This window comes from Bradyrhizobium sp., assembly GCF_047605465.1.
Taxonomy (GTDB): domain Bacteria; phylum Pseudomonadota; class Alphaproteobacteria; order Rhizobiales; family Xanthobacteraceae; genus Bradyrhizobium.
Map to the genome: position 1 here is coordinate 20464 of NZ_JASGFS010000022.1, position 22586 is coordinate 43049.

Consider the following 22586-nt stretch of genomic DNA (forward strand, 5'->3'; position numbering starts at 1 on the left):
ATAGGTCTTGACAACGAAAACCCTTGTTTTTCAGGGTTTGTCGTTTTTAGGCATCGGCCATGTTGGCAGTTCTGTTGCCAGTAGCGCGTTTGATACTGGATGCCCTAAACTTCGCAATTCCTCTTACCTTTACTCGCAAATGGAAGCGTCGGAATCAAACGAATTCCGCGTTGATCATCCTGAGCCTCTGACGCCTCGCGAAGCTCAGGTGTTGCTATGGACGGCCGAAGGCAAGACGGCATGGGAAGCCGGTGCGATACTCGGTATCACGGAAGGCACGGCACGCATTCACATGAGCCGTATCCTCGCCAAGCTCCGCGCATCCAACAAGCCGCACGCCATCGCCCGCGCCTTTGGCCTTGGTATCTTGGCGGCCAAGGCGGTCGTTACGATCATGATTATTTGCTGTTCGCTCAATCCGCCCGATGACGACGCCAGCCGCGCCCCCAGGCGTCCGAACCGCCGCGCAGAGCGGTCGGAATCACTCGCAGGATTTGGCCGCCGCCTCTAGGCGCGTTTCGTATGCCTGGCGCTGCGTTATCTCGGCCGCCATGGCGCGCACGCGCTCATACAGCGAGGCATTAGCCGGCAGGGTATCGAGCGCCCACATGGGTGGCTTTATCGGCTGCACATGACACGGCACAGGCACAGGAACTTCGACGCGCTGAGTTGTGACGATGGGCGGCGCGGTAGCGCAGCCTGCAAGTATCGAGGCGGCCAACAGGGCGGCAAATCGTTTCATCGTGTGCGCTCGCGCAGAAAGTCGGCCGTGAACATATCGACGGCTTTGCATTGGTCGGGGTCAGGCGCAGGCGTTCGCAGGATATCTCGCACGCGCTTATCCGCCTCGCTGGCCCGCTGCTCGGCGTCGGCAACAGCCTTCGCGGCGGCGTCTGCCCTGGCCTGAGCCTGGCGGCGTAGATCGTCAACGGCGGCGTTGGACGCGGCCACATCAGCGGCGCACGTCTTGTTTGCGCTCTCGGCTGTCTTCGCGCGAGTATTGGCCGCCGTCAGGGCGGTATCAAGCGCATCAATGCGCAGCCCCTGAACGTACCACGCCGCGCCGGCCCCCAGGCTCAGCGCGGCGATAGCGGTTGCGGCGTATCCCTTCCAGCCGGCCAGGATGCTCAGAAGTTTTTCAATCATGGTGTATTGAGCCAATCAGGAACATCAGCGGGCGGTTTGGGCGGCGGCGGATTTGTGATGGCGTCCGTAATGGTATCGGCTGCTTTTTCGAATTTCTGAGCTGCTTGTGTCGTAGCGGTCGCCGCCTGTGTCGATGCCGTAGCCGCCTTGCGCGCCGTGGCGGTTGCCGTCTTCGCTTCCTTCGCGGCGTTCTTGGCCGTTTCTGACGCTGTGCGCGCTTGGCTGGCCGCGTCGCGCGCCGTCGATGTGGCGGTATGCAGCAACGAATACATGTCGGCCAACATGTCAGAGATAGGCGGCAACTTGCTTTCCAGCAGGTCGCGGAGCTGCTTGTTTGAATCGCGAAGGCCGACCAAGCGAGCGTCGCAAGTCGATTGCACCTGAGCTACCGCGTTATCTGTCGTGACTTTTTGGTAGAGCACGCCTGCGCAAACGCCGCCCACGAAGATAACAGCCACCATGAGCACCGCAACCATGGCGGCAACCGTCTTGCGAAACGCTACGCTCTTGCGCGCGCTATCAATTGGATTTTGCATCTACACTCTTCCGAAGCGTGGTCAATTCAGCGCGGAGTTGTTCGACAATTCCGGTCTGCTCGGTCAACTGCTGTTGCATCGTCGTGACACGCGCCATCAACTCGCCGACCTTGCCGAGCAGTTCGTTTCGCTCTTGAACAACATTTTTCGCCCACGTCTCGGCCGCATCGGCGCGCTTGTTGGCGTTCTCAACCTGCGTGTTCAGCATGTCGATAATGCCGGCCTCGGCCTTCGCGCTGCCCAACGCCGCAGCCAGGCGCGCGAACAAGATGGGAAGCGTCTTCCAAATGCCAACGCCACCCGCCAATGTCGCAATGATCAGCGCAAGCAGTTCACCGATTGATGTTTGGTCGCCAAGATTCACGCAACCCCCGTCGCGAGCTGGCCGCCCGCTTTGACGTATGCCGCCCGCAAATTCGAAATTTGCTGTTCGTGCTGTCCGTAGCCAGCACCCGGTAAGCTCGCCCATATCTTCCGTACCTTTCGCACCGCGTCATCGAAGCGTCCCGCCTTGATGTCTTCGAGCGCCCCGCATTCCTTAATCTGCTGAATGGCGATGCGGTCTTGGCTCTTCGGCGAAAAGTCGGGCAACTTCAACATGACGCGGTATGCGTCATAGTTTCTCGAAAGCTCTTGATAGCGACCCGCAGCCGTCGATTTGATTTTGTAGCGAGGAAGGTCCACCAGCACGCGCGGATGGTCCGCGTAGCCCTTGAACGTCCCGCCGCCTACAAGAACATCGTAGCCGTGATCGCTTGTCGCCTGCTTGCCATTGTCCGTCCCCTCGCTGTAAGCCAACATATCGAGGAAGGCCGGAACATTCTTGCCGGCTTCCTGCTCGGTAATCACCGCCATACCTGTTCCCCCGGTTGAAATATAACCGCGCAGCATGCGCGCCCGTGAAACGGATTATACCGATGGATGACAAACCGAAGCCGGAAAGCCGGGTAAAGCCGGGTCGTTACAGCTTGATGTGTGCGTATAAAAAGACAGTCGGTTGCATGTTGTTGTGCGCAGCGTCGCCGCCTTGCGATGCGTTGCTAATGCTCACGCCCGACGATGCGCCCGCATTGTTGAGCGTTACGCCGGTAGCCTTCGAAGCGTTGTTGATGGAAATTCCCGTGGCTGCGGCCGCTGTGTTATTTGGGGTCGAATAAAAGACACCAGCCTGCCCAGCAGCACCGCCGCCAGAAGTGCCGCCAAATTGATAGCCCATGCTGTGAACGTGGCCGGGATCGCTCAGCGTGTTTGCGTGAACGTGGCCCGGATCGTTGATGGTGTTGGCGTGCGAGTGGCCGGGATCGCTCAACGTGTTTGCGTGCGTGTGCGCTGGCATTTCGCCATTGCTGAGCACATGCGTTTCAGCGCCCACCGTTTGGGCTATGCCTCGCAGCGACAGGCCCGAACCATTGCCAGCGACGGCCAGCGCGCGGCCTAGCATCTTCGTCAGGCCGATGGACTTGTTTGCGGTCCAGTCGTCAGCAGCGGATGCGCCACGGCCGCCGACCACAGGCGCATAGGTGTTGCTAACGCCATTCCATAGCAGCTTAAACAGCGTTTCACATTCGGCGCTGCGCTTGTTCGTCGCCGAGCTGTCTTCGCTGCCTATGCTGCCATCATCACAGACAATCCATCCATCCTCGGGAGTCGGCTGCATCGTCAGCTTGAAATCGCCGGTACGCCAGGCCGGCAGAGGCGGCGGTATCAACGCTTGGATAGCGGCCAACAACTGCGCGTTGTTCGGCTTTTCAAGCGGCATCCCTGCCGCCTCAACAACGTTGACGATTTCGGTTTGAACGGCGTTGAGCCAGTCATCCGTTACGACGGTTGCCGGCGTGCCGCCGACAGGATCGCCGATGGTGAATAAGCCTTCCGGCGTCGCGGTAGAAGAATCGATTTTGTGCATTCACTTGCCCCGGTAGTTGTAGGTGCAAGTGCATTGTGTCTGCCGTTCTGCATACGCGACATTTGCAGAACGGCATATTGCGCTGAGCTATCAAGCAGGCTCATCAGGCCAAGTAATCGATGCGGGATACCCGGCCTGTTGCTCGATTCGATTGAGAGCTACGCGGTACTTTTTCCACGCAGTAAGCGACGCCTGTTCCTCGGTCGTGGAAATTCCCAAATCATCAGCGTCCTGCAAGGGAGCGATGCGCAGCGCAGCGATGCGCAAAAGGGAATCGCGATGCGCCAAAGCGGCGGCGGAAAGCTCTTCGTTCGAAGGCGGCTCTATCACGGGGTCGGCAAACTTCCCGTCCGCATAAACCTGGCCTTGCGCCGCGCTTCCTGTTGCTTCCGTCACTTCCACCAGCTCGGCCACAAATTCGGGCGTATAGCGAACAGAGATATCAATCTCCGCGCCGCTTTCGTCTTCGGCCGGTAAGATGATTTCCGCGACAATGCCGTTTTCAATTCGTGCGTATGTTTTCATTTATGCGTACTCCCAAATAACCACAGCCCCACGGAAACCGGCTCCGCCCTGCAAGGATACGCGGCTACCGCCGTTTGCCGTTCCACCGCCGCCCGCGCCGGTAGATGCCGCCGCTTGCCCGTTTGAGTTCGCAACCTGCGTACCGCCACCCCCGCCGCCAAGCTCTGATGCGCCGCCAGCCGAACCGACGCCATTGCTACCAGTATCAAACATGAACGATGTTCCGCCGACTTCGCCTATCTTTGCGCGGATAAGAAAAGTATTCGCGCCAGAGCTGCTATTGCCGCCGCCTGCGCCGCCGCCGCTTAGTTGAGGGGCGGCCGCACCACTGGCCGTAATGAATCCGCCGCCGCCTCCGTTCGCCGTGAGCAGAGCGCCGAAAGCTGATGCACTTCCAGCAGACCCCGCCGCATTCGATCCGCCGTTGCCGCCTGCGCCGACCGTTACGGCCGCCCCGGAAAATCCAGCAGTAATCAGGCCCATGATATAGCCGCCTGACGCGCCGCCGCCGCCCACGGCACAAGTACCGGCCGCAGTACCGACCGCACCACCACCACCACCGCCGCCGCCTTGAACCTCAACAACAATCAGCTTTGTGCCAGGCGTCGGCGTATAAGTGAACGTTCCGGCGTTCGTGAAACGCTGTACACCAAAAAGTCGGCCAGGTGCCAACAGCGGGATTGCATTGGCAAGTTGATTTAACGCCGTCTTGCTCGGCGCAATTCCAGCGGCCGTAAGGATGGCGATAAGCTCGGCCTGAATGCCGTTCAGAAAATCATCCGTAACGATGGTAGCCGGAACGCCGCCAACTGGATCGCCCTTCGTGAACCATCCCGGCGTGCCAGCAGCGGCCGGGGTCGGCATCGAAGCGACGGCGGTTGAATTGTCGATTTGAAACATAGTCGCCCCTTAAAGTCAGTCCACGTACCCAAACAGCAGTACGGTATGTGCAGGCTTGAGGCGGCTGAAAACGCACTCAAGCAATTCATTTCCCCACTTGCGCAACGGCTCGCCAGCGGCGCTCAGGCTCGCGCGAAAATCCGTGATGGTTGTTCCTGGCGCGTTGATGCGCCAAGCATACTGCCAGTTTTCACCCGCGAGCGGATCGCCGGCACGCGAGAACCCGGCGCGGAACGGTTCGAATTCATCGATTGTGATCGTGTAGCCAAGCGACGCAGCGAGCTGAATAAAATACGGGATCGAAGCGCCGCCGACCTCGGTAAGCTTCGAAATCAGCGCGGCACGACGCTCTTGCAGCGTCTGCCCCGATGACACGCAGTCATCAGGAAGGCCCGCCGCAGCTTCCCAATCAGGCAGCAGCTCTGAGGTTGTCGCCGGGTTCGCCTCGCGCACAAGATCATCGCCGCGAGCGTCTACGCGCGAGAACTCTTCCGCGAGTGCGCGAGTAAGCAGGCGAATTCGGGCGTCTTGCTCACGCGGCCAGGCAAGCCCTTGCGGCAACAGTGCGTCTAGCTGTTCGCCATATTGATCGCCGGTCATACCCATGTGATCGTCCCCAATCTTGGAATATGCCCCGTCGCAGATACGACGTTCGCAGACGGGGACACCAAAGTATGATCGAATTCGCCGGATGCCGTGCTGATTGCCTCATTGATGCGCGACAGATAGAGCGTCCCGCCTGGCTCGGCTTCACGACGGAAGAAATCGGCAAGCTCTGCGGCTATCGCGTTTTTGACGGCATCGGTTGATGGATTGACGGAAATCTGGAAATTCAGCGTGTCAGGCACAGGCGCAAACACAGTGACTTTAGCCGTCACGGGCCGAACGCTGTTGATGTACGTTTGCACGGCCGCCACTTCGTCGCCGCTCGGAATGGGCGACGGCGTATCGTCGTCGCGCATAAACGTGACGCCAACTGTCCCCGGCCCCAAGTGCAACGGATAGCACCAGGCCCGCGTCACGCCAGGCACATCAAGCGCCCATTGCACATAATCGTCCGCGTCGCCGCCCTGCGGCGGCTTCTGGATGCGCAGCAACAGGCGAGCGCGCAAGCTCTCATCCAGCTCAACGTCACTGCCGTTCGTCAAGCCGTCAGCATCGACGGTCGCGGAGCTGTTTACGCCGGCAATAGGAAATATCAGCGTCAGCGTAACGCCGGCCTCTGTGTTGCCCGCCGCGCCGGCATCCACGGCGCGAACGTCCGCGCTCGCCGTGCCTGCCGATATCGTCGCGTCGGCCTGCGTCGTGAACTCGACGCCATCCGAGCGCTTTACAGTAGAGCCGGCCGGAATGGTCGTTCCGTTGATCGTGCCGACGAAATTTACCGTACCTACGGCAAACTCTGCTTCGCGGCGCGCCACACCCCACACGGCCGCCCATAGCGCCAGCCAAGCGCCTTCGGCCGTGGCCGGGTTTATCTGCTTGGCGAGATAGTCAAGATGGCCGTGCAGCAAATGCGATGCGCCAGCCAGCACACGCGCCAGAACGCCGACGACGGAGCGACGCAGCAACGCGCCCTTGAGCTGCAATCGGCTTGTCAGGTCGCTGAATGTGCGCTGGATGATTTCGGGTAGGGTCGGGCGCTGAAACGGCATAACGTTTCCTATTGATCAGGTTTTTGCCGCCTGAGCCTGCCAAGCGTAATCAAACTTGAATTGTACGGGATCGCCGCTTGGCCTGTAGATTTTGCCTTGTATGACAAGCCCAAATTGTTGTCCGAAGGGAACAGCAGTCACGTCTATGTCTATACGCTTCGCTACCCGGTCATCGATCATCCATTGCAGGCATTCGCGGGCATACTCGTTAGCGCGCGTGATTACTTCGGGAGTGTTCTTTTCTCGGCTCAGCAGCCATAGGCGCGAGCCGATCATGTCGCCAGGCACTTCCGCGTCCGTGTCACCCCACCATCCGCGCCGGCTCGTTTCGCCTATCGGCAATTCCTCGCCCAACTCGGCGCGCCTATCCGAGAACAGGGAAATATAAGCGGCCGTCTGCAATCCATCGTCCGTCACAAGATCGGACGCGCCAATATCGATATCGGCGTGCATCGTTGCGTCATTCCAACTCAGTGCAATGTCGCCCATGGTCTACATTCCTTGGTTCGGCTGATTGGTGTTGCTGCCCGCGCCGTTTTCATGGTGCGTGTGCGTGTCGTAAACAGCACGCATCGAATCCATGGAACGGCCGCCCGCCGTGTCGGCCAGGTCAGTAATCGTTCCGGTTGCCTCTATGGGCATTTCAAAGCGCGCCAGCGGCGCATTTTTGAAAGTGATTTGCTTACCCGCTCCGTCAACAACGATGCCATCGCGGGTAAGGTGAACTTTCTGGCCTTGATCGTCGTAAATCGCGACCTCGCCGCCTGCCAGCGCTTTCAATCGATATCGGGTATCACCCGTTGCGATGATAACGCCGTGCCCGCGCTCGCCGCCGACGAACACGGAAACCGCTTGCGCGCCAGGTAGTGGCACGCTGGTAAATCCGTATTCGCTCATGCGCTCCATTTTATCGCGGACCTCGCCAGCAAGTAGCGACGCCTGCACCATCTGCGACGACGCACTGTCGTTCACCGCATTCAGCACGGCGCGACCTATTGCCAGCATGATGCGGCGTTGCATGGGGGCCAGCAGGCGGTTTAATTGGTCGATCATTGGAACGTGTCCCACGGGTCAGGCCCGATTCCGGTTTTTGCGTCTTTCTTGTCTTTCTTGACCTTGGCCTGGCCGAGCAAATACGCATCCGGTCGCGTCAATTGTAGTTCGGTCGTTATCCCGTTCTGCGATGACACGATGAATTTCGTTTCCGAAATCAGAAGCTCTTGATCAATGGAAAGCAGCGGGCTGCGAATGCGAACCATCGAATTCAGCGGCCACAGCTCGCCGTTGCTTTGCGTCCAGCCCTGCACGGTAACTGTGATCTTGGTTGATTTCCCCGCGCGCGATGCGGCTTCCAGTTGGGCGCGGTTCGTTGCGCTCCCGTCGCTCGCCTGAACCTCTGCCATGATGATCTTTGGCCGATAGCGCTTTACGTTCGGGTCGGTTGCCTTGCTTTCGACAGCAACCGTTGCCGGCTCCCATCCATCGCCGGACGCAGCGGCCTGGCCCTTGACGATGTACTGGCTAAATCGCTGCGAGTAATCATACTCCGCGCTCGCGGCCTTGATGTTCTGGCCTTCCATCAGCGCGTCGTTTGCGCGCGTCTTGCCGATGTCGGCGATAACCAGCGCGCCAAGACCGTCTGTTGTCACAACCATGAACCGCTGTCGCGCTGCGCGCTCGATGGCTTCCCAGGCTGTCTCAGCAGGCTGTATCGCGAACGACGGAAACTTAGGCCCGCCGTCAACTTGCGCATTCACCTTGATGCCGAATGGTTTTGCGATTGCTGCGGCGATGCCCTGTAGCGTAAGGCCGTTCAGCTCACTACCTGGCACGATGGCGGAGCAATCCACCAAATCGGCGGTTTTGTCGCGTCCCAATATCTTGATGCCGTGCGCCTGCGCGTCGTAGTTCGGGCCAGCCTTATCGACGTAGCCGGTTATCAACGTCTGCCCGTTGATGACAATCTTGCATTCGTCGCCGGGGAAGATCGTCCACCGCTGCGCCTGCGTTTCCCACTTGTCCATCGACACCAAATCGAACTTGCCCGCGATGGCATCGAGGTTGCGGGTAACGGTCGCCTCTTTCCAGCCGCCGTAAATTTTTCCCTTCACATAAAGCAGGATATCGTCAGTCATTTGTCAAAACGCGCAGAGGCTCAGCGCCAGGCACAAAGCCAGGGTAAGCGATGTCGTTTCGCGACACGATTTCGGTATCTCGGTTCGCGTCTTCGTACAGGTCGTAGGCCAGCACCAGCGCCGGCAGAGTCTTGATTGGTGTATAGGTAACCAAATTCGGGAGCGCGACGTTTGGGGGCGGAACGCCTTTCACAACCGCCGTGCGCACGTCTTGCAACGACGTGAAAACATCATCCGTCGTAGTCGGGTCTTCCGATATATCATCAACCTGCGCGGTCAGGCTGTCGCGCACTTGCTCGGCGTCTTGCTCGGTTTCGTATGTCGGTACGGTCGCGGTCGTTGTCACTCCGGCCGGCGATGTGCTCGAAACCTGATACGTAGGAATCGGAGCGATCCGGGCGGCCTCCACAACGGCAGATTGGCGCACCAAAGCAACCACGGCATTGCGGTTGACTTGCTGTTGCTCGCGCGTGGCCGTCGTTACCAAGATCGGCTTTTGGTCGCCCGTGAAGCCGGCGAACGAAGACAGCGCCACAGCGCCTTCGCGCGGCGAATCGAACAGGCTTCCAAGCGAATTCATCAGGCCGTAGAACTGGCTCGCCAGGACATTCGGCGTTCGCATCAGCGAGCCTATGGAAGCAGCAAACAGGTTGACCGTTCCAAGGAAGCCGAATTGCCCGCTTGCAAGCCCCGTAATTCCCTTGGCAATTGAAATGATTTGACTGGTTGCGCTGGTCAACATCGCTTCCGCATCGTCCAGCGCGAAGTCCGGCAGGCCGTCAATGTCGAACAGGTCGCCAAAGCTTTCGATGCTAAACCCCTTGGCGGAATCGGCGGCGTCGCCGGCAAGCGCAACAACGTCCGTCGAATCGCTCGGAAACTGCGATTCGCCAGCCTCAACGAACGTGAGAGAGAACCGCGCCATGCGGCCATCGGTCTTTGTCTCGCGCAGCGTCCAGCCCGAACAGACGGCGCTGATAGTGCCAAGGTATGGATGCACCAAATCGGCTTCGCCGTCGCCGTCGCACGCCGTAATCAGCGCGTCGCGCGCGTCGAAATAGTCATCGCCGATTACGTAGGCATCGATGGTAAACGTCTGCGCATGGCGGCCCATGTCTTCCGTGTAAGGCTTGTTGCGCCCCGGAAACTCATGCGTGACAGCTCGGCGACCGCCTTGCGCTTCGTGTGATTCAACATGGAACGCCACGCCGCGAAAAGACGCGGGGCGTAGGTTATCTTGCCAGGCCATTTAGAATCCCGTCCCCGCAGTTGAGTAGCCCATCGACAAATCCAGCGGCGCGGAATTTCCTTGCGACGGCGTGATTTCCGTTCCGCGTGGAACGTTCTTGAAATCGACTTCCACCTTTGCATTGTTCGTCCGTGTCTGCGTCTGGCCGGCGAGCGCAGAGCCTGCGATAACAGGCCCGATGCCAGCCGCCGCGCCGAGCATGCCGCGCGATGCGAACGGACTTTGCGATATCAACGGCTGGCTGTCGCCGCCGAAAGAGAACCACGAACCGACGCTATCGATAGCGCCGCCGACGCGATTCTTTATGGACGTAACCTTGTCCAGTATCGGACCGATGGCGTTGTTAAAGCTGTCCGTTATTCCCTTCCACAAGTCCGAGAAATAGGTAGCGACGTCATCCCAAGCGGCCTTGATCAACGGAAGCGGATTCATCTTCGAAATGCCGCCAGACATGGCATCCCAAAACGCACCAAGGGACGCCACTACAACATCGAACAGCTCGGAAAAGAACTTTGATATTCCACCCCATGCCGTCACGAACAGAGGGAGCGGGTTCATCTTCGCGATGTCGCGCACCATCGCATCCCAAAATCCTCCGAAGGCCGCTGCGATGCCGTCGAACAGGTCAGAGAAGAATTTCTTGATGCCGTCCCAATTTCGATAAATCACATACGCAACACCAGCCACGGCCGCGCCGATGGCCACGAATGCGCCTATGAACCATCCTGCAGGCGTCGTAAGCAGGGCTACGCCGAGCGTCACAACTGCCGCCGTGAGCGACGCAAGCGCAGCTACTAGCGGGCCAGCCATCACCACGCCGACGACTTTAAGCGCGTTTCCCCATCCGCCGATCCACTTGACGGACTCTTGAATATACGTGCCGAATTTCTTTATAGCGCCCCACGCATCAAGCGCGCCTTGCTTGATCGCCGGCCAGTTGTCTTTCAGCTTTTGTATCCACTCCGCGACCTTTTGGCCGATCAGCGCGCGGTTTTCGAGAACCCAATCCTTCGTCGCGTCGGCGGCTTTTTGCAGGTATGGCAGCAACTCAACGGCAATCGTGTTGCCAACGCCCTGCAAGATCGTCTTGAGGCGGTCCAGCGTGTCGTTGAACGTCGCGGCGGCCGATGCATTCTCGGCGGATACGATAATGCCGAATTTCTCTGCCTCGGCTACAAGGTCGCGATACTGGCCGGCAGCACCAAGGAACGCCGCGCCCTGCTTACCCAGGATGGCGCGCATAAGCGCAATTCCCTTCGCGCTTTCCTGCGGAAATTTCGCGGCAGCATCCATGACGCGGCCGAAAATTTCCTCCGGCTTTTGCGTCTTCAACTCTTTCATGCTTATGCCGGCACGCTTAAACCACACCTGCATTTCCTTGCTTCCAGTCACGGCCGCAACGATATTGCTGTTCATCTTTTGCAGACTGCCCGCGACCTCATCTTGCCCGATGCTCGCGAACTTCGCCGCGTAGGCGATGCGCTGGAAACCCTCAGTCGTGACGCCGGCTTTTTGCGCCAGGTCATCGAATTTATCCATTGTGTCGATGGACTCTTTCACGATCAGCGCCAGGCCGCCGCCGATCAGGCCGGCAGCGCCAACGACTTTCAATGCGACACCGGCAAGACTTGCGGCCTTGTCAGCGACGTTGCCAAAGGCGCTTCCCACGTTGCGCGCAGAGTCGCCAAGGCGCTCCAAGCCAGCGGCACGACCAAACAGCGTAAGCCGATTGCTCACACGCTGCACCGGAGCGGTAAGGGCCTCGACACGTCGGCCGAACGCATTGAGCGGCGCTGTTGCCTTGTCGATCATCGACAAGACAAACTCTAGCCTGCGATTTTCGTTAGACACTTTTGCGCGCCCTTACTTTTTCCAGTTGATCAAGTGCCGATGTCCAGAACCTCAATTCGTCGGCGTCCATGTCCCACAGCTCAGACGGCTGTACGCCGCGATCAAGCAACGCGGCAACGATCAGTCGCCAGTCTGAGGGGACCTCGGCAAAAAATTCCCGATCACCTCCACGGCGGCCACCATGTCTTCGACTTCGAGCGCGTCGATGACGGGCGTAGGCTGCGCGGCGCACTTGCCAAGCAGGTTCAACAGGTCATCCATGCTCGGTTTGCCCGCAGGCAGGATGCGCATTTCCTTGGCGCGCGGCTTTTTGATTTTGAATTCGGTTACCGTCTCGCTGCCAAACGTGATCGGCGTTTTGAGAGGCAATACAGTTACGTCGTTGTTCATTGATTTTCCTTTCGTCGGTAAGAAAAAATGGGCGGCGGCCGTGTGGCTTCGCCGCCCGCGTTCGGACCCGTGAACGTCCGAATATTTTACGTGATTTCTTCGGCGCTCAGGCCCTCGAAACGGAATTGGATGTTGCCCTCATCCGTGTTGCCGGTGCCTTCGGCCGCGTACCACGCATCGCGGAGAACGATGGTCTTCCCGTTCGCCAAGCGCAGCGTGAGCGTTGCGTTTTCGTAGGTAACAAGCGCTTCCAAATCCACGTCCACATTGTCCGTGAACTCGCCTTCAATGAAGGGCACTTGCGGGGTTTCTTTGTAGCCGGGAATCTCGCTCGTCCCCACGATGGCATCGCGCTTCGGCTTGCCAAGGTTGTACGTGAAATTCCCTTTGGCCGAGAAAAGCGAGCCGTCAACTTTCAGCTCGATAATCCCGCCGCGTCGCTGTTCGAATGCCATAGTCTTTCCTTTGTGTGTCCCAGGTTGAACAGCGCCTTACTCGGCGGTCGTGTCGCCTTGCAGCAGGAAGGCAATTTGCGTCGCGCCGATCATAAAATTATTTATGATGTCCGGCGACAAGAGCCAATTCATACGGTTCGGATCGGTAGCGTCACGCTCCACGATCAAGTCGCGCTTGAATTGGTCCGCGTTCTCGACCAAGCCCATGTCTTCCCACTTGCGGAAGCGCGCGATTGCCTCGGCCTTGCCAACGCTCGGCGTGATGATCGCTTGGCCCTGGCCGTAGCGCGTGCCGTCGTTCGCGAGCTTGTGGCGCGGGTACTTGGTCAAGATGTAGTTGCGCCAGTCGTACCGCAGGTAATCGACCGTATGCACGGTCATCACGTCCAGATACGATTCATCGTCCGCGCCGGTAGGCGTGGTCTTGTACGTGGTAATCGCACGCTCGATGCGCACCGTACCGTCAGCGTCAACGGTAAACGTGCTGATACCGTCGTACAGAAGCAAGTTGCGCTCTTCCAGCGTCAGGCGGTCGCTGGCCTGCGGGGCCAGGATGCCAGGCAGCGGAATGGTTCGCAGTTGGCGCGCGGGGTCGATGTTCAGGTAATAGGCGGCCGACGCGGCATACGACGCAGCGACTTCCCACGGAGCGGACAGGCCGCCAGGCATGCCCATAATCGAGCTGAACGGCGAATTGCGGCTGTTGCCGAGCGTACCCAGGTCCGCGAAGCCCGCGACAGCCGACGTATAGGACACGCCGCCAAGCATGCGCATCGGCCCCCAGCGGTCGGCCAGCTCTTGCTCAAGCGACGACAGCGAAACGGCGTCGGTATAGGGGTTCGAAATGACGTTGTACTGAACGTCGCCAAGCGCCGCGATGGCGTCGGCAAGAGCGGGATTCGACGTGCCGCCGCTGAGCGCCGTGACGGTCGCAGCGACGCCGGCCGGGAAGGCTTCGCCCGTGTTGTAGTTGAACCGCACATCAAGACCGTTTGCGGCCGTGCCCTTGTGCTTTGCCGTCAGGTTCACAGCCGACGAAGCCGCGACAGCGGTAACGGCAAGATCGGCGTTCGCGTTGATCGCGGCGGCAACGGCAGTCGCAATAGCAGTCGCGGCCTGCGCCGTGTTCACGCCGACCGTAAGGCGACGGCCGCCGACGTACAGGAACAGCGTTCCGCCAGCGGTAGCGGGGCCGGTAAATGCGATGCTGCCCGTAGCAGCCACGCCGGCCGCGTCGTCGTCCAGCGCGACCGCCCAGGTTTCCGTCAGCTTGTTGGCCTTGAAATGAAATTCCGCCATCTGCGCCAACATCGAGCCGCGACCGAAGTACGTTTGCGCTTGCTCTTTGCTGGTAATCGGCGTCGGGATTTCGGCCTGTACCGTGCCGGCCGGCAGGCGCTGCCCGATCATCAGGATTCGATACGGCTGGATGACTGCGCCCTGCACAGCGTTCTGATTGTTGATTTCAACAGCCATGAACGGCACACGAAGCGTGCTCGGAATCTGATTATAGGAAATCGTCATGTCTTATTCCCCGGACTTTTGAGCGACTTTCGCGGGCGCGGGCGCGGCGGCCTTCGCCGCTTGTTCGTTGGCAATGACAACCTCGCCGGCAGCGATGCGACGCCGCCAGTAGTTCGTCAGCGGCTTTTCCTCGCCATCCGTAGCAAGGTGTACTTTGTTGGCGGGGTCGCGCACCTTCGCTTCCCCGGCCGGCTTGAGTCGTGCAGTTTCCATGAACGCGGCCCCTTATTGCGGCAATGAAATTTGATCTTCCGCCGATACCTCAACGGACGGCGGGACTTTGTATTTCGTGTCGCCGATTTCGAACGGCGTAATTACGTTGCCATCAGGCACGCCAGGGCCTGGCAAGCCTTCGGAAACGTCTTCCGTGTCGTAGATGGCGTCGTAGGTCATGACTGCGCCACCGTGCTGATTGTCGCCCTCGCCGGTCAGCTTGATTTCGCATCCCGTGTAGTCGAAAGAGCTGCACAGCGCGCCGAGCCACTGATTTTCCGACATGATGCGCTCGACAGCGAAAGCGATATCATCCAGCACATCGTCAAGCTCATCATCTTCGCGGGCCTGAATGTGTATGGCGACCGTCAGCGTTCGGCGATCCGTGTAGATATCGAATTGCTGCGATGTCTCCGACAACGTGTACACGCTGATTGCCGGCAACTTCGGTTCGGATATCGGGCGCACGCGCGACGCAAATACGTTGCTCCCGACCTCGGAAATATTGCCGCTCAGCGCTTCGACGACGGCGTGACGGATTTTCTTGCGATGGCTGCTCATCACGGCATCCGATGCAAGATAACCTTCGTGCCGCCTTCGCTATCCACTTGCGAATCGATGCAACGATAGGTCACGCCACGAATAACGATCTTGTCGCCCTCTTCCCACTCGCCGCCAGGAATATCGGCGCGCGCCAGGCCGATAACCGGCTTTGTGCTCGATATCGCCGCGCCGTCCGGCGTCGCTTCGACAACCTGATAGTTCTCGTCAAACACGAAATCAGTGATCGGCGTTTGCACGCCGTCGCGCACGTACTGCACGGGCGCAAGCGTGCCGTCTTGCTCGCGGTCGGCAAACGTCCGCAGGCAAGTACGCAACATTCGATCAGAGAGAACACCCCAGGTCATCGCATCAGGCGGCGAGTTTCCCCGCCGCCCCTCGCCTTACGCAGCCGCAGCGGTCGGCACGCCAGCCAGGCGCACACGGATGGTGCCATCGCCAGCAGCGGGCGCGAGCACAACGACGCCGATAGGAAATAGGCCAGTCGCGGAAGTGCCCGTGACGGTCTTTGCCGTGTTGTTCCAATAGGCGACAGCGCCTTGCGTCGGCGTGACGGTCGCGGCTTTCGCCAGATCGAAAACGCCGGTCGTCTTGCCCCGGAATTCTTCGCCGGCCGCAGCCGTGCCCAACGCGATCACGAACAGAGCGCCGATGACGTAGGCTTGACCGGACACAACGCCGCCACTCGGCGCAATCAGGTCAAGCACATCACCCGGCTGTACGTAGTTCTTTGCCATGATTGGCCCCTTTCAGAAATTTGTAACGGGAGGATTCGAGATAGGGCGGCCGAAGCCGCCCCATCGTTTGCCGACTTAGGCCGGGTTTGCGCCCGCGTTGCGCAGCGCGGGCCGCCAGTCCACAGCGCCCACGGCGTAATCGAGGCGCACTTTCCATTCGACGCCATCGACGTTCCAGCCTTCGCGCGATTCCAGCACCGGGGCTTCCTGGCCGTCCAGGAAAAGAACCTTGATGGCCGGCGCCACGTCCTTGTCCGCGAACACGTACCAGGGATTGCCGGTCAGGCGCGGCGTATCGATCACGTCGGAGAACATACCGTTCACGATGTTCGGCCTCTGGAATTTGCCGGTAACGTCGGGGTCGTACTGCGCGCCGTTCAGGACACGCACCGCGCCGCCCTTGTCCAGCGGGCCGAGCCACACATCAGGCCGCAAGTCCAAGAACTCGTTGCCCCACGGGTCTTTTTGCACGGCCATCTGTTGACGCGCGGCATCGAACGACGCGACGGACGGATAGGCGGGCGTGGTCGCGATGTTGCCGTGGTCGGCGTGGAACATCGTCTTGCCGTCGCCCATCACGGGACCAAGGCCGGCGTTTTCGGCCAGCAGCGCGTACACATCGATTTCGATGGACAGACGCGCGGCGCGGCCAAGCTTGGCGGCCAGGTCCGAGAAAATGCCCATGTCATCGTTGACGATGGCCTGGCGCGACAGGTTGATGATGTTACCGACCGTCGCGAGCTGGATGGTTTCTTTCTCGGCGTCGTTGATGGCCTTGCGCTTGTACTCGCCGTTCTCGTTGATCGCATCGAGCTTGCCGAACAGGCCAAGGCGATACATGTTCAACGGGCGGAAGTCGGTAGCCGAGCCAGTGCCGACGAAACGCGACCACGTATCGGCCTGCGTGGCGTAGCCGGCCAACAGCGTCTTGTTGAGAACGTTTTCCAGCGCGATCACGAAATCCGAAGTCGATTGCGTGATGTCGCTGCGCATCGCCATTTCCACCATTTTCATGGGGGACAGGCCGCGCACCTTGACGCCGCGACGTTCCAGATAGTCGCGGGCCAGCTCTTTCAGCGTCAGGCCGCGGAATTCGCCGGGGTCGGCCTTGAATTCCTTGCCGAAGTGCTGGCGCATCATGGGCACCAGGCCGGCGCGCTGGATGATGTGCGCCTCGACGCCGGAACGCCACTTGTCGCGCTCGTCTTCGGTCGTTTCGATGACGCTTTGACCGCCGCTGCGGATGCTCGGTTGTGCGGCCGTCAGCTTTTCGATGACGGCGGCGCGCGCTTCTTCGACGGTCTTGTTACCGTCCACCAGCTCGGTTTCGGTCGCAGCGCGAATCGAATCGGGCAGCACGGCGCAGGCAGTGCGGATATCTGCGGTACGCTGGCGCTCGGCGCGCGCGCCTTCCTCGCGGGCAGCTTGCGCGGCTTGCGCGGCCCGCTGCTTTTCAGCTTCCTGCGCAACGCGCTGCGCTTCGATTTCTTCGGGCGTCATAGCTTCCCCTTTGGTTGCGGCAGCGCCGCGTTGAACAAAAACACAAGCCGTTCCCGCTTCTTCACGGCTGCGCGTCTGCGCGCCGGCATCGAAGGGGATCGGAACGAACGAAATCTCAGCAGGCTCCCAATCGACAGCGCGATAAACGGGCACTTTCGAGTCCCCTTCCATCACGATATCGACCTGCTCATATCGAGCGACGTTGTAGCCAACGGAGATATGTTTGATGATGCCGGCCTGAATGTCGCCGACGATGCCGGCGATGTCGTCTCGCTGGCTCAGCGCCACGGTTGCGCGGCCTTCCTTGCCGTCCGCCGTGGCAGTGCCAGGCACAACAGCGCCGATAACCGAATTCAGGTCGTAGGATTGATGCGAGTTGAGAACCGATGCGCCGGCGTTCATGCGGTCAAGATTGACATGATCCGCATCCATCGACAGCTCTTCGTAATACCGGCCGATGTCCCAATCGTAGCGAGCGCCACGCGCGCCGGTTGACCAAACAACATCAACCGTGCGTTTCTCGGCGTTGAAAGAGCCGGGAGCAATCGCCGCGCGCATCTGCGCCTTCGGCAATTTGGTAGTGCGCTCTTGCAAAGCAATTCCAGGCATAAGGCCCCCGTTAATTCTTGCGTGATTCTAAAACAAACTGGCACTCAGTGCGCAGTCATCGCGTGTATTTGCGTGAATTGATAAACAGCGCGCAAAAAACTAAACGTCGCCGTTGCTGTTGTTGTTTTTCGTCCCGCTTCCATCGCCGTTCGGGTCATCATCGTCGGGCGGCGAATTCGCCTGCGCCTGGCCGCCGTTCGTGATCTTGCGCGGGTCGCTATCCAGCACGATGCCGGCCGCATCTGCCTTCGCATTCCATTCCTTGGACTCTTCCAAGAATTCGTCCGGGTCTTGGCCCTGCGCTCGGATCGCTTCGGGCTGCGTCATCAAGCCACCGCGCACAGCCTTGATGATGGCCGGTACTTCGCGCGTGGGGTCCAGCATCGGGCGATGCGGCGGCGTGTACTTGGCCGTCACGCCGTCCGTGTTGTATCCGGCAAGCATCGCGGCTTCTTTGAACCATCGAACCGTGTTGCCGCAGAACTTAGGAATAAACGTCTTCCATTGCCACGTGTCGGCGATGGTATAGAATTGTCCGAAGCCGATTTTTCCCGACGTGAAGTTTACGCCGCTGTAATCGCCCGTGAGCGCTTCGTAAGGCACGCTCAAGCCTGCGGCCACGGCATGAACCGAAACGCTCATGTACTCTTGATAGCCCTGCACGCCAGGCGGCGAGGCGAGCGTAGCGGACATGCCAGTAGGCAGCGGCTGAATAAGACCAGGCTCCAGGCGGTCTATCAAATCCTCGGCATCTTTGTTGAGGTTCGTTTGCTCCGCGCCGCCGTCTGCATTGCCGATGAATACGGTAAAGCAAGCCGCAATCTTCTGGCGAATGAGCTGCGCGTCTTCGTATTCGTCAAGATCGCGCAGGCGCAGGATAACCGGCGCAAACCACGTGACGCCGCGACCCTGGCCGGGGCGATCCATGCGGAATAGGTGCGTGATGTCGTCGGCGGACACGCGCTTGGACGTGTACCGCGTCTGCGCGAGCGAGAACGCATCGCCGGGATGATCATCGAATAGATAGTACGCGACGCAACGGCCGTTCGCGTCGTATTCCTTGCCCTGAATCACGCGGTTGCCGCCGACCGTCACGGAGTCCTGCCGCGTGTCGATATAATCGGCTTCCAGCACTTGCAGCGCAATCGGAATGTCACGCGGATTCTTGCGGCGCACCCATACTCGGCGCAACAGCACTTCGCCGGACTCGGCGAGCGCGCGGGCGGCCACGTCCTGCAAGCCGTATCCGTCGTGATTTCCTTCGATGTCGCAATCCGTGCTTTCAAACCAAGCCGTGAAAGCGTCTTGCAACGGCTTCTGATTGCGCTTGTTCGTCGTGCGCAACGTCGTCTTGATTCCGTACCCGACGATAGCGCCGGCAATCACGTTGACGGCGCGCGTTGCATACGGATTGTTGCGCACCAAATCTCGCGCGCGGTCGCGCAGGATGGGAAGGGCCTTGCGCAGCTCGGCATTTGAGCTTGTGCCGCGCGTCACCCATTTGTCAGTCCGGCGCGTGCCGCGCGATGCACCCTCATACTCGCGCAGCTTGTTCAGCGCGACGCGGGCGGCCATACGGCGCGCGGCCTTTTGCGGCGAGAACGCTTCGTATACGGCGTCAATGATGTTCAATTACAGCCCCTTGCTGTAGCCGCCATATCGCCGGCCAGCAGCGAGGGACGAATTATCGCAGCAGCCGAGCGCGGCGCGGATGATGCGGCGGGCGGCCAGCAGCGCGTCAAGCGAAGCGTATTGCACCTCGCGGTCGGCATACCGAACGCGAAGCGCCCCGGTAGCTATCGCGGCTTCAATCGCTGCTAGATCGGCGCTGGTCCACGTTGTTGCGCAGTCGTCGGCCATAAATTTCCCCAATAATTGGGGATAGAGAATAACACGCAGCGGATTCACGCGGCGCGATGTGTCTTACCAAAACGACGACTTGCGACGCTCTTTCGCTGCTTTCGGCGTAATTATCTGCGCGCTTTCCTGATTTTGCTCTGCTTCCGGCTGCTCTTCGCCTTGCTTCGCAGGCTGTTCAGGCGTCGTTGCCACGTGCAGATAATCGGCGCGCTCTTGCCAATGCTTATCGGTCCATCGATCCAGGCCGAAAGCCGATGCCACGGCGCGCGCGATGATGCGGCAATCAAGAACTTCGTTGCGCTCGCGCTGCTTTACCCATTCATAGCGCATCACGCCGTAGCGTTTGTCGTACCGTCCTACTAACTGCTCGGCCGTGAGCTGCTTGAAATATTCTTCGTCATGCTGCGGGAAGTGTGCCCATCCATCAGGAAGCGGCATGCCCTCATCCGGCCGCTCAAGCCGCAGGAAGCCGTAAAGCTCAGCCTTAGCGATGCTCAAGCCAATATGCCAAACCTTCACGCCGCGCTTTGCGCGCTTGCCGTCTACCTTGGCCTCGCGCGCAACCGGGATACCGATAAGCGTTGGCGCGACCTCATCGCCCTTGGTCGCCATGACGCGGCCGCCTAGACCATTCTTGCGGACAAAGTTGTACACCGTCTGCGTGTTGTACCCGCTGTCAACGCCGAGCCGGTCAAGCCGCATATTCAATCCGCCTGCATGCTTCCAATCCTCATTCAGCATCGCCGCCAGCTCTTGCCAGCACGGGGCATCGAGCGATGACGTGTCGCCCATGAACACGCGGTACTCTACCGACCAGCTTTCACGGCGCGGACCCCAGGCGACTACCTCAACCTCGATGCGGTCTTTCTGCACGTCAGCGCCGGCCGTCAGCATCAAGGCGCGCATCGGCACAACACCCTTGGCGTACTGCTCGCGGCGCTCATACAGGCGTTTCCACTCCGGGGCCTCGCCTTTGACCTTCCACGTTTCGGCAAGCTGCGTATTGATAAACGTTTGCAACATCAGTTGCGACGCCTGCGCCTCGCGGAATTTGACGGCGAGCTGGCCGAGCGTTTCCCATGGCGAAGCAAGCTTGGACGCACGGAAGCCGGCGTGCCCTTTGAATGGCTGCGTCCCGCGCCAACCGTACCCCTCATAGAATTCGCCAAAGCGCGACGGCGTAATGAGCGGCCTTTCGCTCGCTTTCTTGATCGCCCGCAGCCGTTCAGGCTCCGACCAAAACACGCCGCACTCCGGGCAACAGTATTGCGCCTTTTCTTCCTCGCCTGGCGGCCACTTCACATTGAGCCATTGCAATTCGTGCCGATGGTCACAATGCGGGCAGTCAACTTCGAAGATGCGTTGATCGCTGTTCGCGTACTCGCGCGCGATGCGGCTCCCGCCGTGCTCGGTCGGTTCGATGGTCGGCGAGCAAGTGAATATCCGCTTGCAGTTCCAGAACGTCGCGGAACGCTCGGACAACAGTTTTATCGGGTCGCCTTCCTGGCCGGCCGTGGCCGGGTACTTGTCCACTTCGTCACACAGCACGACGCGCACCGGACGCATGGCGAGCTGTCCCGGCGCGTTTGCGCCGATCATCGTTATGTGGCCGCCCGCAAACTGCTTGTGAAGGATCGTGTTTCCGCTGTCGCGCGATTTCACGTCGGCAATCTTGCCGGTAAGCACGGGCGTATCCCGAACCATAGGCGCTATGCGGTCTTTCGAAAACGCTTCGGCAAGGTCTACGGTCGGCTGCATCACGATCATCGGCGCGGGGTCTTGATGGACAAAATAGCCGATGGTGTTGAGAATCAATTCCGTCTTTAGAAGCTGCGTGCAGCACATTGCCGAAACGGTATGCACGGCCGGGTCTGACACCGCTTCCATAGGCCCGCGAGCCACGGCAACGCGCGATGTCTTCCACCGGCCAGGCTCGGCGGCAGACTCGGCCGCGAGCATGCGGTATTCATCCGCCCATTGCGGCAACGTCAGCTTAGGCGGCGGTCGCAGCGTTCCGCGTCGCACTTCGTCAAGGCGCGCGCGCAGCGCCAATACCTGCGGCGTGTCGGCCGCATCATCGATCACGGGCGGGCGGTCCAGCACATCAAGCATTGCCGGCCACCGTGGCGGTATCCGCCGTCAGCTCGTTGAGCGCATCAACCACAGCGGCTTCGATGGCAGCGCGGCAAACGGCTGTGTCATCCATCAACGCCACTTCGGGCGCGACCTTGGATGCGATGCCTAGCAGCCGCTGGCGAACCCGCGAGTATTGTTTTTCAACTTCCTTTGCGACGGCCTCGATGGGCACAAGCGCGCCTATCTTCGCTTCGTAGTCGATGCGGGCAAGTTGCGCTTTGTAATATTTTTCCTCGGCGGCCGATTGGTTGTAGTTCCGGTCGCCACCAGGCTCAGCAGGTCCGCGCAGTGCGCCGCCAGTTTGCGGCCTTCCGCCAGTCGGGCCAGGGCGGTCGGGATGGTGCGGAGTCTCTGACGCCGAATAGGTCACGGCAGGCGGCGACGCATCCTTGTGCTGTCGCGTCGGCGCACCATCCTTGCGCGGTCGCCCGCCTTTCTTGTGGTCGCGTCGCTTTGCCGGGTTGCTGTTCGATTGCCACTCGGCTGCGGCTTTCTCGCTGTCGAACAGCATGCGCCCATTTTCATCCGGCGTCGGCGCTGTGATGCGTTCGGACGCAACAGCCTTTGCGACGGCGGTATGCGACACGCCGAGAATTCGCGCCAGCTCGGATTTATTGACTAGGGGCATAAAGCGGTTTCATTGAAACTCAGGTTTCAGAGATTATATCTATGGTTTCAAAGGGCGCGGCAGACGCGAG

General features: G+C 60.0%; 28 protein-coding genes. 1 reads left to right on the plus strand and 27 read right to left on the minus strand.

The annotated features are described in order from the left end of the window. Window positions 1-7 precede the first annotated feature (7 nt). Entirely contained in the window at window positions 8-511 is a 504-nt protein-coding gene (locus QM712_RS18245) for a helix-turn-helix domain-containing protein (protein WP_415024516.1), read from the plus strand. Here the strand turns inward: QM712_RS18245 and QM712_RS18250 are convergent. The 27 genes from QM712_RS18250 to QM712_RS18380 form a co-directional block, all read right to left on the minus strand. Next, window positions 482-742 carry a hypothetical protein gene (locus QM712_RS18250; protein ID WP_415024517.1) on the minus strand — a complete coding sequence of 87 codons (261 nt, stop codon included), beginning with the start codon at window positions 740-742 and terminating at the stop codon, window positions 482-484. The genes QM712_RS18245 and QM712_RS18250 overlap by 30 nt on opposite strands. Further along, a complete protein-coding gene (locus QM712_RS18255) occupies window positions 739-1146 on the minus strand; it encodes a hypothetical protein (RefSeq protein ID WP_415024518.1) in 408 nt (135 codons plus the stop codon). The genes QM712_RS18250 and QM712_RS18255 overlap by 4 nt, the downstream gene beginning before the upstream one ends. Continuing rightward, window positions 1143-1682 (minus strand): hypothetical protein, encoded by a 540-nt coding sequence (locus QM712_RS18260; protein ID WP_415024519.1) that lies wholly within the window; start codon window positions 1680-1682, stop codon window positions 1143-1145. Before QM712_RS18260 ends, QM712_RS18255 begins: the two co-directional genes overlap by 4 nt. Further along, window positions 1666-2046 (minus strand): hypothetical protein, encoded by a 381-nt coding sequence (locus QM712_RS18265; RefSeq protein ID WP_415024520.1) that lies wholly within the window; start codon window positions 2044-2046, stop codon window positions 1666-1668. Before QM712_RS18265 ends, QM712_RS18260 begins: the two co-directional genes overlap by 17 nt. Continuing rightward, on the minus strand, window positions 2043-2537 hold the full coding sequence (locus QM712_RS18270; RefSeq protein ID WP_415024521.1) for a glycoside hydrolase family 104 protein: 495 nt from the start codon (window positions 2535-2537) through the stop codon (window positions 2043-2045). Before QM712_RS18270 ends, QM712_RS18265 begins: the two co-directional genes overlap by 4 nt. 106 nt (window positions 2538-2643) lie before the next feature. Further along, window positions 2644-3588: a hypothetical protein gene (locus QM712_RS18275; protein WP_415024522.1), complete on the minus strand. Its 945-nt coding sequence runs from the start codon at window positions 3586-3588 to the stop codon at window positions 2644-2646. Between the two features lie 90 nt (window positions 3589-3678). Next, entirely contained in the window at window positions 3679-4113 is a 435-nt protein-coding gene (locus QM712_RS18280) for a tail fiber assembly protein (RefSeq protein WP_415024523.1), read from the minus strand. Then, window positions 4114-5013 carry a hypothetical protein gene (locus QM712_RS18285; protein WP_415024524.1) on the minus strand — a complete coding sequence of 300 codons (900 nt, stop codon included), beginning with the start codon at window positions 5011-5013 and terminating at the stop codon, window positions 4114-4116. A 15-nt stretch (window positions 5014-5028) separates the two neighbouring features. After that, window positions 5029-5619 (minus strand): YmfQ family protein, encoded by a 591-nt coding sequence (locus QM712_RS18290; protein ID WP_415024525.1) that lies wholly within the window; start codon window positions 5617-5619, stop codon window positions 5029-5031. Next, entirely contained in the window at window positions 5610-6668 is a 1059-nt protein-coding gene (locus QM712_RS18295) for a baseplate J/gp47 family protein (protein ID WP_415024526.1), read from the minus strand. Before QM712_RS18295 ends, QM712_RS18290 begins: the two co-directional genes overlap by 10 nt. A 15-nt stretch (window positions 6669-6683) precedes the next feature. After that, window positions 6684-7157, minus strand: a complete 474-nt coding sequence (locus QM712_RS18300; protein WP_415024527.1) for a phage GP46 family protein — start codon at window positions 7155-7157, stop codon at window positions 6684-6686. Between the two features lie 3 nt (window positions 7158-7160). After that, window positions 7161-7721, minus strand: a complete 561-nt coding sequence (locus tag QM712_RS18305) for a phage baseplate assembly protein V (protein ID WP_415024528.1) — start codon at window positions 7719-7721, stop codon at window positions 7161-7163. Then, window positions 7718-8803 (minus strand): phage baseplate assembly protein, encoded by a 1086-nt coding sequence (locus tag QM712_RS18310; protein WP_415024529.1) that lies wholly within the window; start codon window positions 8801-8803, stop codon window positions 7718-7720. Before QM712_RS18310 ends, QM712_RS18305 begins: the two co-directional genes overlap by 4 nt. Continuing rightward, on the minus strand, window positions 8796-10052 hold the full coding sequence (locus QM712_RS18315; RefSeq protein ID WP_415024530.1) for a DNA circularization protein: 1257 nt from the start codon (window positions 10050-10052) through the stop codon (window positions 8796-8798). Before QM712_RS18315 ends, QM712_RS18310 begins: the two co-directional genes overlap by 8 nt. Then, window positions 10053-11870 (minus strand): hypothetical protein, encoded by a 1818-nt coding sequence (locus tag QM712_RS18320; protein WP_415024531.1) that lies wholly within the window; start codon window positions 11868-11870, stop codon window positions 10053-10055. Window positions 11871-12023: 153 nt separating this feature from the next. Further along, on the minus strand, window positions 12024-12293 hold the full coding sequence (locus QM712_RS18325; RefSeq protein WP_415024532.1) for a phage tail assembly protein: 270 nt from the start codon (window positions 12291-12293) through the stop codon (window positions 12024-12026). Between the two features lie 86 nt (window positions 12294-12379). After that, window positions 12380-12748 (minus strand): phage tail tube protein, encoded by a 369-nt coding sequence (locus tag QM712_RS18330; RefSeq protein WP_415024533.1) that lies wholly within the window; start codon window positions 12746-12748, stop codon window positions 12380-12382. 36 nt (window positions 12749-12784) lie between these two features. Beyond that, the gene (locus tag QM712_RS18335; RefSeq protein ID WP_415024534.1) at window positions 12785-14272 is read right to left on the minus strand and encodes a phage tail sheath subtilisin-like domain-containing protein; all 1488 of its coding nucleotides are present in this window, start codon (window positions 14270-14272) and stop codon (window positions 12785-12787) included. A 3-nt stretch (window positions 14273-14275) separates the two neighbouring features. After that, window positions 14276-14485, minus strand: a complete 210-nt coding sequence (locus QM712_RS18340) for a DUF2635 domain-containing protein (protein ID WP_415024535.1) — start codon at window positions 14483-14485, stop codon at window positions 14276-14278. Window positions 14486-14497: 12 nt separating this feature from the next. Continuing rightward, entirely contained in the window at window positions 14498-15046 is a 549-nt protein-coding gene (gene gpU / locus QM712_RS18345; protein ID WP_415024536.1) for a phage tail terminator protein, read from the minus strand. Further along, complete coding sequence (locus tag QM712_RS18350) at window positions 15046-15393, minus strand: hypothetical protein (protein WP_415024537.1); 348 nt, start codon at window positions 15391-15393, stop codon at window positions 15046-15048. Before QM712_RS18350 ends, gpU begins: the two co-directional genes overlap by 1 nt. Window positions 15394-15429: 36 nt before the next feature. Then, entirely contained in the window at window positions 15430-15783 is a 354-nt protein-coding gene (locus QM712_RS18355; protein WP_415024538.1) for a DUF2190 family protein, read from the minus strand. A gap of 75 nt (window positions 15784-15858) precedes the next feature. After that, entirely contained in the window at window positions 15859-17841 is a 1983-nt protein-coding gene (locus tag QM712_RS18360; protein ID WP_415024539.1) for a prohead protease/major capsid protein fusion protein, read from the minus strand. Window positions 17842-17991: 150 nt separating this feature from the next. Beyond that, window positions 17992-19524, minus strand: coding sequence for a phage portal protein (locus QM712_RS18365; protein WP_415024540.1), 1533 nt, complete (start codon window positions 19522-19524; stop codon window positions 17992-17994). Next, complete coding sequence (locus QM712_RS18370) at window positions 19525-19800, minus strand: phage head-tail joining protein (RefSeq protein ID WP_415024541.1); 276 nt, start codon at window positions 19798-19800, stop codon at window positions 19525-19527. Window positions 19801-19815: 15 nt separating this feature from the next. Further along, window positions 19816-21864, minus strand: coding sequence for a phage terminase large subunit family protein (locus QM712_RS18375; RefSeq protein WP_415024542.1), 2049 nt, complete (start codon window positions 21862-21864; stop codon window positions 19816-19818). Next, a complete protein-coding gene (locus QM712_RS18380; RefSeq protein WP_415024543.1) occupies window positions 21857-22516 on the minus strand; it encodes a hypothetical protein in 660 nt (219 codons plus the stop codon). Before QM712_RS18380 ends, QM712_RS18375 begins: the two co-directional genes overlap by 8 nt. Window positions 22517-22586: the final 70 nt, after the last annotated feature.